At 60.1% G+C, this 13,139-nt stretch carries 13 protein-coding genes; 5 read left to right on the top strand and 8 right to left on the bottom strand.

Annotated features, from left to right (window positions below; translation table 11 throughout):
• Positions 1-23: 23 nt before the first annotated feature.
• Complete coding sequence (locus ACN0XM_RS01860) at positions 24-572, bottom strand: hypothetical protein (RefSeq protein ID WP_417565212.1); 549 nt, start codon at positions 570-572, stop codon at positions 24-26.
• A gap of 50 nt (positions 573-622) precedes the next feature.
• Here ACN0XM_RS01860 and ACN0XM_RS01865 point away from each other — a divergent pair, with 50 nt between their 5' ends.
• Genes ACN0XM_RS01865 through ACN0XM_RS01880 form a run of 4 tightly spaced genes read left to right on the top strand, consistent with a single transcriptional unit; the run spans position 623 to position 4,246 of the window.
• The gene (locus ACN0XM_RS01865) at positions 623-1,819 is read left to right on the top strand and encodes an acyl-CoA dehydrogenase family protein (protein ID WP_417565213.1); all 1,197 of its coding nucleotides are present in this window, start codon (positions 623-625) and stop codon (positions 1,817-1,819) included.
• Positions 1,820-1,829: 10 nt separating this feature from the next.
• Complete coding sequence (locus tag ACN0XM_RS01870; RefSeq protein WP_417565214.1) at positions 1,830-2,966, top strand: acyl-CoA dehydrogenase family protein; 1,137 nt, start codon at positions 1,830-1,832, stop codon at positions 2,964-2,966.
• Between the two features lie 40 nt (positions 2,967-3,006).
• Complete coding sequence (locus ACN0XM_RS01875) at positions 3,007-3,765, top strand: class II aldolase/adducin family protein (RefSeq protein ID WP_417565215.1); 759 nt, start codon at positions 3,007-3,009, stop codon at positions 3,763-3,765.
• Positions 3,766-3,787: 22 nt separating this feature from the next.
• On the top strand, positions 3,788-4,246 hold the full coding sequence (locus ACN0XM_RS01880; RefSeq protein ID WP_417565216.1) for a MaoC family dehydratase: 459 nt from the start codon (positions 3,788-3,790) through the stop codon (positions 4,244-4,246).
• Between the two features lie 5 nt (positions 4,247-4,251).
• On the opposite strand, the gene ACN0XM_RS01885 is transcribed toward ACN0XM_RS01880, so the two are convergent.
• The 7 genes from ACN0XM_RS01885 to ACN0XM_RS01915 form a co-directional block, all read right to left on the bottom strand.
• On the bottom strand, positions 4,252-5,919 hold the full coding sequence (locus ACN0XM_RS01885) for a long-chain fatty acid--CoA ligase (protein WP_417565217.1): 1,668 nt from the start codon (positions 5,917-5,919) through the stop codon (positions 4,252-4,254).
• A 13-nt stretch (positions 5,920-5,932) separates the two neighbouring features.
• Complete coding sequence (gene surE / locus ACN0XM_RS01890) at positions 5,933-6,721, bottom strand: 5'/3'-nucleotidase SurE (protein ID WP_417565506.1); 789 nt, start codon at positions 6,719-6,721, stop codon at positions 5,933-5,935.
• Between the two features lie 14 nt (positions 6,722-6,735).
• Positions 6,736-7,800, bottom strand: coding sequence for a phosphotransferase (locus ACN0XM_RS01895; protein WP_417565218.1), 1,065 nt, complete (start codon positions 7,798-7,800; stop codon positions 6,736-6,738).
• 168 nt (positions 7,801-7,968) lie between these two features.
• Positions 7,969-8,736, bottom strand: coding sequence for an SDR family NAD(P)-dependent oxidoreductase (locus ACN0XM_RS01900; RefSeq protein ID WP_417565219.1), 768 nt, complete (start codon positions 8,734-8,736; stop codon positions 7,969-7,971).
• 162 nt (positions 8,737-8,898) lie between these two features.
• Positions 8,899-10,101, bottom strand: coding sequence for an acyl-CoA dehydrogenase family protein (locus tag ACN0XM_RS01905; RefSeq protein WP_417565220.1), 1,203 nt, complete (start codon positions 10,099-10,101; stop codon positions 8,899-8,901).
• A gap of 47 nt (positions 10,102-10,148) precedes the next feature.
• Positions 10,149-10,589 (bottom strand): PaaI family thioesterase, encoded by a 441-nt coding sequence (locus tag ACN0XM_RS01910; protein ID WP_417565221.1) that lies wholly within the window; start codon positions 10,587-10,589, stop codon positions 10,149-10,151.
• Positions 10,589-11,383 carry an SDR family NAD(P)-dependent oxidoreductase gene (locus ACN0XM_RS01915; protein ID WP_417565222.1) on the bottom strand — a complete coding sequence of 265 codons (795 nt, stop codon included), beginning with the start codon at positions 11,381-11,383 and terminating at the stop codon, positions 10,589-10,591. The genes ACN0XM_RS01910 and ACN0XM_RS01915 overlap by 1 nt, the downstream gene beginning before the upstream one ends.
• 169 nt (positions 11,384-11,552) lie before the next feature.
• Between ACN0XM_RS01915 and ACN0XM_RS01920 the strand changes: the two genes are divergently transcribed.
• Positions 11,553-13,127 carry a class I adenylate-forming enzyme family protein gene (locus ACN0XM_RS01920; RefSeq protein ID WP_417565223.1) on the top strand — a complete coding sequence of 525 codons (1,575 nt, stop codon included), beginning with the start codon at positions 11,553-11,555 and terminating at the stop codon, positions 13,125-13,127.
• Positions 13,128-13,139 lie beyond the last annotated feature (12 nt).

Consider the following 13,139-nt stretch of genomic DNA (forward strand, 5'->3'; position numbering starts at 1 on the left):
GTTTTGTGAGATTGTTGTCAGAGTCAGGCGAGGCGAGGAGGCCCTTGGGGAAGTACCGGGTAGCTCAGCAACCTTGAAGGCGGCTGAATGAAATCAAGGCTGGTGGAGAAGACGGCCCGCAAATCGCCTTCCGGGAACAGACGGGGCGACGTGATGGCTACGGAAACATCCGGCGACGAGGAATCTCCCGACCCATCCACCGAAATCAGTGTCGGGGTAGAGTGGTCATCAAGCTGGGGATCGAGTGCCGGGTGGGAAGATCCGTTGACAAACAATACCAACAGGCCGGTGATCAGCAACGCGAGGAGGCTGATCTTAAGAGTGCTTCTGTTGATGGCGCAACTCGGCATCGGAAGGTCTACTATCGTTATGAAACGAACGGTCTGTTTCAAACATATAGTCTTTTCCGGCCAATGCAAGACTTCACCTGGGTTAAAGATTTGCAACCAGCCCGCCGCGTAGAGCCTGACGAAGCCTCTGGACATTGGGCTCAAAATCTTTTTATTTCGCAGAGCGGTACCATCTTTTGCATTTATATTGACAAAAACATCTAAACTGTTAGACCATTCCATTATTCTGCTATGCGGTACCGTTTTTCGTTGCAATGAACAAGAGGTCACTTATGAACCTGAACTACACCGCCGAGGAACTCGCCTTCCGTGATGAAGTCCGCGATTTCCTGGACAATAAGCTGCCAGCGGATATTGCCGCCAAGGTAAAGGGGTTCCGCCGCCTGTCCAAAGAGGACCATCAGCGCTGGCAGAAAATCCTGAGCGCACAGGGCTGGTACGCAACCCACTGGCCGGAAGAATATGGCGGCGTGAAGTGGACACCGGTCCAGAAGCACATCTGGGATGAAGAGTCCTGCCGGTATGGGGTACCGCGGTCCGTTCCTTTCGGGGTGAACATGGTGGCGCCCGTGATCATCAAGTTCGGTAACGAGGAGCAGAAGCAAAAATACCTGCCCCGGATCCTGAGCGGGGAAGACTGGTGGTGCCAGGGCTACTCCGAACCGGGCGCCGGTTCCGACCTCGCCTCTCTGAAAACCCGGGCTGTGCGCGAAGGTGACCATTACATCGTTAATGGTCAGAAAACCTGGACCACCCTGGGCCAGCACGCGAACATGATTTTCTGTCTGGTGCGCACCAATACCGAGGTGAAAGCCCAGGAGGGCATTTCCTTCCTGCTGATGGACATGAACGACCCGGGCATCACGGTGCGGCCGATCATAACCCTCGATGGCGAGCACGAGGTGAACGAAGTGTTCTTCGAGGACGTCAAAGTCCCCGTCGAAAACCTGGTGGGCGAGGAAGACAAAGGCTGGACTTACGCCAAGTACCTGCTGACCTATGAGCGCACCGGTCTCGCCGGTATTGGCCTGTCCAAGGCAGCTCTGTCACACCTCAAGCAGCTGGCCTCCCGTCGTCTCAAGAACGGCAAGCCGCTGATCGAGGATGCCACCTTCAGCCAACGCATTGCCCAGGTGGAAATAGACCTGATGGCCGCCGGCATCAGCAACCTTCGCATCATTGCTTCAGTTGAAGGCGGCGGCATGCCGGGTGCGGAAAGCTCGATGCTGAAGGTCCGCGGCACCGAAATCCGTCAGACCATCAATGATCTGGCGCGCCGGGCCATTGGCCCCTACGCCATCCCGTTCGTAGAAGAAGAGCTGAGTCAGGATTACGACGGCGAATTCCTCTCTGACGAGAATGCCGCGCCGCTGGCGGCCCAGTACTTCAACAATCGCAAGCTGTCTATTTTCGGCGGATCCAATGAGATCCAGAAAAACATCGTGTCGAAAATGATTCTCGGGCTTTAAGGAGGCGACCATGGATTTCCGACTCAACGAAGAGCAGCAGATGCTGCAGGACACCGTGGCCCGCCTGGTGCGCGGTGAATACAGTTTTGAAAAGCGCCTCGAATACAGCGAATCGGAGCTGGGGTTCAGCGCCGATTTCTGGAAACAGCTGGGCGAGCTGGGCCTAACGGCCGTGCCCTTTCCGGAAGAGCTGGGAGGTTTTGGCGGCACCGGCGTTGAAGTGCAGAGCGTGATGACCGAGCTGGGTCGCGGCCTGTGCATCGAACCCTACCTGCAATCTATTGTCCTTGGCGGCGGGCTGATCAGCCAGGCCGGCAACGACCAGCAGCACGAACAGTGGCTTGGTGGCATCGCCAGTGGCGAGATGCGCGCGGCCGTGGGCCTGCAGGAGCCCCAGAGCTTTTATGACCTGAACGATGTGGAAACCCGGGCGGAAAAATCCGGTGACGGCTATCTGCTTAATGGTCGCAAGGCTGTGGTCATCAGCGGTCACTGTGCCGATGTGCTGGTGGTTTCTGCCCGCACTTCCGGCGACAGCCGGGATACCGATGGCATCAGTCTGTTCCTGATCAGCGCCGATGCCGAAGGGCTGGAGCGTCGCACCTATCCGACCATTGACGGCACCAAGGGCTGCGACCTGTTCCTGAACAACGTCAAACTGGGCGCCGAGGCCCTTCTGGGCGAAGAAGGCAAGGCAGGCGAGGTGATTGAGTATCAGACCGGACGTGCCATCGCCGCTCTATGCGGCGAGGCCGTGGGCGCAATGGAAGTGGCCTGCGACCTGACTCTGGACTACCTGAAACAACGCAAGCAGTTTGGCGTACCCATCGGCAAGTTCCAGGTGCTTCAGCATCGGATGGTGGACATGATGTCAGAGCTGGAGCAAGCCCGCTCCATGGCGATCCTGGCGGCCAGTGTCGCCGACGAGCCCCAGAGTGACGAGAGGCGCCGGGTCCTGGCCGCCGCCAAGAATGTCATCGGCCGCAGTGGCCAGTTCATTTCCGAGCAGGGCATCCAGTCCCATGGCGGCATTGGCATGACCTGGGAGTACAACTTCGCCCATTACGCCAAGCGCCTGATCGCGATCAACCATCAGCTGGGGGACGACGACTTCCACCTGGAGCGTTACGCTGCCCTGCTACAGTAACCGGTAAACGATCATTATTCAGGAGATTGGGGGTATCACAATGACAACAAACGAACAGTCGACTGAACAGGATCTGAGTAAAGCCGAATGGAAGGTTCGTACCGAACTGGCTGCCGCCTACCGGCTGGTGGCCCTGTTTGGCTGGGATGATCTGGTCTTCACCCACTTGTCCGCCCGGGTGCCAGGGCCGGATCATCACTTCCTGATCAATCCCTATGGGCTACTGTTCCACGAAATTACCGCCTCGTCGCTGGTTAAGGTGGACCGGGACGGCGAGGTGGTGGAGGCCGGCGGCCTTCGGCGCGTCAATCCGGCTGGCTTTACCATCCACAGCGCGGTGCACATGGGCCGGGAAGACGCCGGCGCGGTGATGCATCTGCACGCGCCCGATGGTGTGGCGGTCTCCGCCCACCGGGACGGTCTGCTGCCCCTGAGCCAGACCGCCATGCTGTGCCTCAATCACCTGAGCTACCACGATTACGAGGGCGTGGCCCTGGACCTGGACGAACGGGAACGGCTGATCCGGGACCTGGGCGACAAGTCCATGATGCTGCTGCGCAATCACGGCGTATTGACCGCCGGCAAGCATGTACCGGAGACTTTCACCTACCTGTATTTCCTGATGAAAGCCTGTGAGATCCAGGTGAAGGCGCAAAGTTGTGGCCCCACCTGGATGCCATCGGAACACGCCATCCGGACCACGGCAGACCAGTCACAGGCGCTCGGCAGTGCCTCCGCCCTGACCTGGCCGGCCCTGGTTCGGCTTCTGGACAGTAAAAACCCAGGCTACGCGGTCTGACTGACCGGCCAGGAGCACAGACATGCTGACAGTGGAACTGGACGACCTCGGCCGCTACAAGAACTCGGTGATTGGCTACAGCCCCTGGAAAACCATTAGCCAGGAGATGATCCAGGCCTTCGCCGATGCCACCGGGGATCATCAATGGATCCATCTGGATGTGGAGCGGGCAAGGCGTGAGTCACCCTGGAAGAGCACGGTGGCCCACGGTTATCTGACCGCATCCCTGATTCCATTGCTGAATCAGCAGGTCATTAACGTGCAGGGCAAAAGCGCCAGCATCAATTACGGCCTGAACAAGCTACGCTTCCCCGCCGCCGTGAAGTCCGGGGCGCAGATCCGGAGCAAAATGGAACTGCTGGATGTGTCCAGGGTAGATGACCAGCGCACGCTGGCCACCTATCGCACCACAGTGGAAATCCGCGGCGGGGACAAGCCCGCCTGCGTGGCCGAGCATCTCGCCATGTACGTGCGGGGCTGAGCCGCTCAGGACTTGGCCTCCCACTCCTCTTCCTGCAACGCTCGCCACATCAGCTTTCCGGTGGGCGACTTCGGCAACTGGTCGACAAACTCGATCAGGGTGGGAATCTTGTAGGCCGCCATCTGTTCCTTGCACCAGGCGGTGATGTCCTCAGCCTTGGTCTTGCCCTCCGCCTCCGGGGTCAGCACGATACAGGCCTTGACGGTCTCACCGCGCTTGGGATCAGGCGAGGAAATAATGCAGACTTCGTGAATCCCGGGATGGCGATACATCAGGCCCTCGACTTCTGATGGCCAGACCTTGTAACCGGATGCGTTAATCATCCGTTTGACCCGATCCACCATGAAGAAATAACCCTCCTCATCGTAGTAGCCCAGATCGCCAGTGCGGAAAAACCGCTTGCCATCGATCTCCACGAACGCGGCTTCGGTTTCGGCAGGACGGTTCCAGTAACCAATGGTGACCTGTGGCCCGTTAGAAACGATTTCACCGGTCTCGCCGGGGCCTTTTTCCTGCAGGGTGTCCACATCAATGATCCGGCTGTCCACATCAAACACCGGGATACCCAGGCACTGGGGTTTGGGACGATTCGAGGGGTTGATGTGGGTGGCTGCCATGGTTTCCGACAGGCCATAACCCTCAATGTAGTCCAGACCGGTCATGGTCTTGAGTTTGGCCGCCACGGCCTCGGGCATGGCCGCCCCGCCACCGCCGATGGTGGTGAGACTGGTCAGGTCGTACTGGCCGATGTCCGGGTTGGAGAGAAAATCCACCGCCATGGTGACAATGTTGGTCCAGCCGGTGACTTTATACCTCTCGATCAGCCGTGCCGCGGTGGTGCGGTCCCAGCGGGTCATGATGACCGTGGTGGAACCGCTGTAGATCGGGCTGTTCATGGAGCCGGTCATGCCGGTGACGTGGAAGAACGGCAGGGTCGCCAGTTGCACCGTATTGGCGGTGCTCAGGTTCCAGAATGCCCGGTGCACGGCGGTGGCCATCACGCTGCGGTGGGTGTGCATGCAGCCCTTAGGTGCGCCGGTGGTGCCGGAGCTGTAAGGAATCACGGCGAGATCTTCCGGGCCGGCGGTATGGGCAGATGGAGTATGACCCTCCGCCAGCGCCTGCTCCCAGCTAACCACACCGGCCATCTCTTTTGACCAGGCCGGGGCGGCGACTTCTTTAGGCAGAGCCAGATCGGTGTCCGGAGCGATATACGTGCTGTAGGAAGCCACCACTATCTGGCTGAGATCGGTCGTTTCCAGTAACGGAGCGATAAAGCCGGCCAGCTCCTGACCCGCGAGGCAGACATCGGCACCGGTATCGGCAACAAAGTGCTCCAGTTCCGCCGCCCGGTTCATCGGGTTGATGGGAATCACCACCGCATCCGCACGCAGAATGGCGTAATAGGCAATCACGTACTGAGGTGAGTTCTGCATGTACAGCAACACCCGGTCGCCTTTGGCTACGCCCTGTGCCTGCAGGTAGCCGGCCATCGCTTCCACTTCCCGGAACAGCCGGCTGTAGGTCATCGGCGCATCGTAAAAGATGATGGCGTTACGGTCGGGATAACGCCGCGCGGAAATTTCCAGGTTGGTAAACACGCTGGTCCGCGGCAGCGCCAGACTCTTGGGCAGCTCTCTCGGCCAGACGGCGTAATGGCGGGTAAAGGTCATTGTTGTGATCCCCTTAATCGGTTCTGTGAGCCGCTGTCGCGGCCAGATCAAAAACGTCGGTGCCGCCGGGCAGAGCTTCCCGGTGACGCAATGGTGTGATGGCGATGGCGTTGTCCCGCAACACGCTGACGTCCTCATCGGGCGCCACGATGTGGCGGGAGCTGCGATCAAAACCCAGCCACCAGTACGGCAGGCTCCGGGCATCCTGTCCTGCCAGCAGGCGCGCCCGCTGGATCGAGCCGTTGGACTGCTTGCACCACCGTGCCTGGCTGATAGCCACCGCCTCGCAGGCGGGGAAGTTCACGTTCCAGGCCCGGCTCTGCCCCGGCTGCCACAACTGGCGTACCACCGTTTCCCCAAAGATGGCGACCGGTGACCAATCCACACCTTCGCGACTCAGGAAAGCCTGGCTCAGTGCAATGGCAGGTATGCCCATGTGCTCGGCACTGAGCACCGCCCCAACGGTGCCGGAATACTGCACGGAATCGCTGATGTTGGCGCCGCAGTTCACCCCGGACAGCACCAGATCCGGCGGCGTTTCGCCGAACCACTGGGCCAGCGAATACAGTACACAGTCCGCCGGTGTGCCGGAGACCGCATAACGCTTGTCACCCTGTTCATACACCCGTAACGGGTCATGAATGGAGATACTCTGGCCGGCACCGCTGCGGTCATGCTCCGGCGCCACGACCCAGACTTCCTCTGCCAGATTACGGGCGATCTGCTCGAGCACTTTCAGGCCCGGCGCGTTGATGCCGTCGTCGTTGGTGATCAGGATGCGACGGACGATAGCGTCGCCCATGGCGCTAGAACTTGTCATGACCGGTCTCCTTCACTGGCAATTCTCCAGCCCACATCTGCCAGCAGGCTCGCACGCCTGCCCACGTCCAGGGCGTTGGCATTGGCGGCATTGCCATCCAGCGCCCGCTTATAGACTCCCTGAAGAATGGACGCCAGTCGAAACAGCGAAAACGCCAGGAACACGTGCCAGTCGGCAATGCCATCCCGGCCTGTCTGTCGGCAATAGCGATCAATGGTTTCCTGCTCGTCCGGAATACCCAGTGCCTCCAGATCCTCGCCCAACAGCCCTCGCATACCTTCCAGATCCGATGGCAGGTAATAAGGCAGACAGTAATAGGCCAGATCCGCCAATGGATGGCCCAGTGTCGAAAGCTCCCAGTCCAGAATGGCAATCACTTCCGGACTGTCCGGTGCCAGCATCAGATTGCCAAACCGGTAATCGCCATGGGCGATGGCGCATTCATCCGTGGAGGGCAGATTCTCCGGCAGCCAGGTCATGAGTTTGTCCATGGCCGGCAGCTCGTCGGTTTTTGACGCCAGGTACTGTTTACTCCACCGGGAAACCTGCCGGGCCACGTAGCCTTCCGGGCGGCCAAAATCGCCGAGGCCAACAGCATTCACATCCACCGAGTGCAGTTGCGCCAGAGTATCGATGGCAGAGTGATGGGCCGGTAACCGTTCGTGACGATCCAGCGCCCGCAGCGCCGAGTGGCTGACGATACGACCCTCAAGGTAGTCCATGACATAGAACGGCGTACCGATGACATTGCTGTCTTCACACAGGGCCCGGGTGTTCGGCACCGGGACGCTGGTGTGTTCGGACAGGGCACGCATGACCTTGTATTCCCGCTCGACCATGTGGGCGGAGGGCAGGGTTTTGCCGGGCGGCTTTTTGCGCAGCACGTATCGGCCGCTGTCGGTGTCCAGCAGGAACGTAGGGTTGGACTGGCCACCCTGGAACTGCCGGACATCGAGCCTTGTACCGAAACCGGGTATGGCTTCCTGCAGCCAGCTCAGGAGGCTGGCTTCGTCAAATTTGTGGGCCGGGAGGACTTCTACCAGCTCTGGGGTGATGCTCATGTTTTGTTTTGCCTTCACTTTGGGGGGCAGCGGCCGGCAGGCAGGGGTGGTCTTTCTTCCGGAAAAAAGCAACTCGCTGCGCTCAGACATCTTTTTTCCTGCAGAAAGACCACCCCTACCCACCGGCCTCGGCATACTTTTGTTTGGCTACCCCAAACAAATGGTTTGCTAACAAATCGTTTCGCCGCCATCGGCTACGATGACCTGGCCGGTGATGTAGGCGCTGGCCCTGGTGGACAGAAACACCGCCAGGCCGGCGATGTCGACCGGCTCGCCAATTCTGCGCAGCGGCGTTCTATCTTCGGCACGTTTCACGCGCACGGGGTCTTCCCACAGGGCTTTGGCGAAGTCGGTCTTGATCAGGCCGGGGGCGATGCTGTTAACGCGGATGCCCTTCGGCCCCCACTCCACGGCCAGGTTGCGGGCAAGAGCCGCTTCCGCAGCTTTGGACACGCCATAAGTGCCGATGGTGGTATTGCCACGGAGACTGGCAATGCTGGACAGCAGCACAACCGCGCCTTCACCCTTTTCCGCCATCTGCGGCAGCACCATGTTGGTGAGCCAGAAAGTACCTTTGACGTTGGTGTCCATGATCTTGTCCCAGGCGTCGTCGGTCATCTCTGCGGTGGTGCCGTACACCGGGTTGGTGGCAGCGTTGCACACCAGCACATCAATGGCGCCCCAGGCTTCGTTGGTCTTGTCCACCAGGTTCTGCAGGTCTTCTTTCCTGCCGACATGGCAGGGAATGGCGATAGCCTCATAGCCCTGGGCTTTCAGCTCATTGGCCACCTGCTCACAGGCCTCGGCCTTGCGGCTGGAGATCACGACTTTGGCACCCAGGCGGGCCATTTCTTCGGCGATGGCGCGGCCGATGCCTTTGGTGGAGCCTGTTATCACGGCGACTTTTCCAGTCATATCAAAAAGCGGGTTAGTCATTATTCGATCCTCAGACACTGAAGCATGGAAGTGGCCGGGGTGATGTCCTTCCGGGACTGTGCAAAACAGGGATGTTTTGCCCAAGCCTACAAGGACGTATTCACGGCGTGTCCCGGAAGGACATCACCCCGGCCGCTCTCCCCTTATTCAGAGGTTATGGGTTTAGCGGTACTGGCGAAGCTCAATCTTGGCCACAGAATCCAGATGCACCTCATCCGGCCCGTCCGCCAGCCGCAGTGTCCGCACCTTGGCCCAGGCCTCCGCCAGGAAGGTGTCCTGGGATACACCGGCACCGCCATGAATCTGAATCGCCCGGTCCAGCACCTTCAGCGCCATACTCGGCGCAATCACCTTGATCATCGCGATCTCCTGACGGGCCACCTTGTTCCCGACGGTGTCCATCATGTGCGCCGCTTTCAACGTCAGCAACCGCGCCTGCTCAATCTCGATGCGGCTGCGGGCGATGTCCTTGCGGATGGAATCGAAACTGGACAGCGGCTTGCCAAAGGCCTCGCGCGCATTGGCACGCTTGCACATCAGCTCCAGTGCCCGCTCGGCCACACCGATGGTGCGCATGCAGTGGTGAATACGGCCCGGTCCCAGGCGACCCTGGGCAATCTCAAAACCGCGGCCCTCGCCCAGCAGAATGTTGCCCACCGGCACCCGCACGTTCTCGTAGTGAATCTCCGCGTGGCCATGGGGTGCATGGTCGTAACCAAACACCGTAAGCGAGCGGATCATCTTCACCCCCGGGGCATCCAGAGGCACCAGAATCATCGACTGCTGCTTGTGCTTCTCAGCCTCCGGGTCGGTCTTGCCCATCACGATGGCGATTTTCGAGGTGGTGGTCATGGCGCCGGAAGACCACCACTTTTTGCCGTTGATCACATACTGGTCGCCGTCGCGGCGGATTTCACAGGCAATGTTGGTGGCATCCGACGACGCCACGTCCGGCTCGGTCATCGAGAAACACGAACGGATCTCGCCAGCCAGAAGCGGTTTCAGCCACGTATCCTGCTGTTCTTTATTGCCATAGCGGGCGATGGTTTCCATGTTGCCGGTATCCGGCGCGGAGCAGTTGAACACCTCCGGTGCCATGGCGGAGCGGCCCATGACTTCGCACAGGTGGGCGTATTCGTAGTTGGTCAGCCCGGCGCCGAATTCGCTTTCCGGCAGGAACAGATTCCACAGCCCGGCGGCTTTCGCCTTCTTTTTCAGTTCCTCAATAATCGGAACCGGCGCCCAGCGGTTCTCTGCCTGCTCAATCTGCTCATGGTGCTTGTGCTCATTCGGGTAGATGTGAGCGTCCATGAACTCGTTCAGCTGCGCCTGCAGCTTTTTCGCTTTGTCAGACAGTTCAAACATGTCCGCTTCCTCTTGGTGTTGTTGGCATTAAGTCGGTAACCGCTCCGTCAGATCGGAACGCCCTCTGGTTTGTCGCTGCCGGACCGAATCCGGAACGTACCCTCGGCGATGGCCAGCAGGTTGCCCCTGTCGTCATGAACCTCACCGGTGCTGTTGAAAATGCGGGTGCCTCCGGCGCGCTTTCGGCCAGTGACCTTGATAGTTCCGCCGGAACACTGCCCGGTGAAGGTGGTGGTCAGGGACAGGGTGATGGCCTTGCGCATCCGCCCTGGGTAGGGGCAGTGGGTGCCCGCCTGGGCCAACACAATGTCCAGCAGCGAGGTGAGCACACCCCCATGGATCACTCCGCCCAGGTTCAGGTGCCGGGGCTGCAGCTCCAGCTCTAGCACGGCTTCGTTCTCCTCCCAGGACACCTGGCGGTAACCCAGCAGGCTGTGAAAGCCGGGCAGGTCTTTGCCATCGGTAAAGAGGGGCTCTTGTTCACTCATTACACTTTCATTCCTGGCAGGTTAAGGGACGCGGTATTACCACCATCCACGGCCAGGGACTGGCCGGTGATGTAGCTGGCATCGTCGCTGGCAAGAAACAGGATGGCCGCGGCGATTTCTTCGGGGTTGCCATACCGGCGCAGCTCACAGCGGGCCCCGAGCTTGTGGGCTTTTTCATTGGCCCGGGCGTAATCAAACACCGCCCGGGTCATGCCGGTCTCCACCAGACCGGGGCACACAGCATTCACCCGCACGTTGTCGCTGCCCAGGTCACAGGCCGCGGTCATGGTCAGGTTGATTACTCCGGCTTTGGAGGCACTGTAGGCATTGCCGCCTGCGCCCGACCGGATGCCCGCCACCGATGCAGTGTTGACGATGGCGCCGAGCTTGCGGGCCTGCATGTGCGGCGCCACGTGTTTGATCAGCAACATGGTGCCTATCAGATTCACCGATAATACCTGGTCCCACTCGGCGCGGTCGTTCGCGGTCACCGGTGGGTGACCCTGGCCGGTACTGGCAATGCCGGCGATATTGCACAGCACGTCGATCTGCCCGAAGGTGGCCATAGTCTCACTCACCAAAGCCTTTACCTGGGCTTCGTTGGCCACGTCCACTCGCCGCCTCAGGCGATCGGCCCCCTCGGGCAGCTGGTTTTCGGTTTCCACCAGGCCGGCGTCCGAGGTATCCGCCAGGATCACCGAGGCACCCTCCCGGGCCAGCCGCAGGGCCGTCGCCCGGCCAATACCGCTGGCGGCGCCGGTGACAATGGCTACCCGTTGATCAAACCGTCCCATATACCCGTGCTCCCCGGACTGTCTCATTGTTGTTGGTGGTGTTGGGGTTTTTCTATTTGGTTAATTTGTCACGCCTGCCGGTTTTGAGTCAATATATTCGGAAGTTAATTTCACTAGATAAAACACAATAACACCTGAGAGGCAAAAAATGGAAAGCGGGAAGCCAGATATGCCGGTCTATGCGCCAATCGATCCCAATGAATCCATGGACGCGATCGGGCATCGCATCCAGCAATACGCCCAAACCCGTGGCAGCCACCCGGCACTGATCGATGATCAGGGCACCCTGGACTGGCGAAGCCTTGTCGATCAGGTTAACCGCGTTGCCAACCGGTTGCGTGAGGCGGGGCTGCAGCCGGGAGAGTCAGTGGCTGCGTTGTCCGGCAACAGCCGCGACGATGTCGCCTTGTACCTGGGCACCCTGGTGGCCGGAGGCTGCATGGTGCCACTCTCCGGTATGGCCAGTACCGAAGCACTGGCGATGATGGTGGCTGACTGCCAGGCGCGCTTTCTGTTCGTGTCCGGGACACAACAGGGGCTGCTTTCTGCCTTGCAAGGCCAACTGACCAACGTACCGGAGGAGCACACCATCAGCCTTGATGGCCCGCTGGATGGAGCCGCTTACCGTCTTTCGGACTGGCTTGCGCAATCAGCCATCACCGCCCGGCCCGAGCCGGTCACCCTGGACGATCCGTTCAATATCATTTATAGCTCCGGCACCACGGGCACGCCCAAAGGCATCCTGCACGATTACCGTTTCCGCCAACGGCAGATGGTAAGAATGAGCCGGTACGGGCTGGACGGCGATGCCATCAACCTTGTGTCCACGCCACTCTACTCCAACACCACCCTGGTTTCGGTGCTGCCCACGCTCTACCACGGCGGCACCCTGGTGCTAATGGCGAAATTCGATGCCCGCAGGTTCCTGGAGCTGGCCGAAACCTACCGGGTCACCCACGCCATGCTGGTACCGGTACAGTACCAGCGGATTCTGGCGCAGCCGGATTTTGACCAGTTTGACCTCTCCAGCTTCCAGCTCAAGCTCTGTACCAGTGCCCCGCTGCGGTCGTCAGTGATTGCCGATGCCATGGCCCGCTGGCCAGGCAACCTTCGGGAAGTTTACGGCCTCACTGAAGGTGGCATATCCACAAGCCTTGACTGCGCGGCCCACCCGGACAAGTGGGACTCGGTTGGCGTGCCCACCCAAGGCGCCGAGGTGCGGGTGATTGGCGAGGATGACCGTGAGCTGCCCAGAGGCGCCACCGGCGAGATCGTGGGCCGTGCCATTTCGATGATGCGCGGCTACGTGAACCGCCCGGAGCAGACCCGGGAGATGCTCTGGACGAGCCCGGAAGGCGAGGTGTTTTACCGCAGCGGTGACATGGGGCGAATCGACGAGGACGGCTTTATCTACATCCTTGATCGCCGGAAGGACATGATCATCTCCGGCGGTTTTAACATCTACCCGGTGGATCTGGAAAAAGTACTGCTGACGCACCCGGCGGTGGCCGACGCCACGGTCATTGGCATTCCCAGCGAACACTGGGGGGAAACGCCACTTGGTCTGGTGGTTCTCCAGCCAGGTCGTGATGAAACCGAAACCGGGATACTGGAGTGGGCCAACGGACAACTGGGCAAATCCCAGCGCCTGGCGGCCATCGAATTCCGTACCACCCTGCCCCGTTCCGCCATCGGCAAGGTGCTGAAACGCGAACTGCGGGCGCCCTACTGGATCGAAACCTGAGTCTACGGAGAG

It is taken from the genome of Marinobacter sp. (assembly GCF_048269445.1).
Classification (GTDB): domain Bacteria; phylum Pseudomonadota; class Gammaproteobacteria; order Pseudomonadales; family Oleiphilaceae; genus Marinobacter.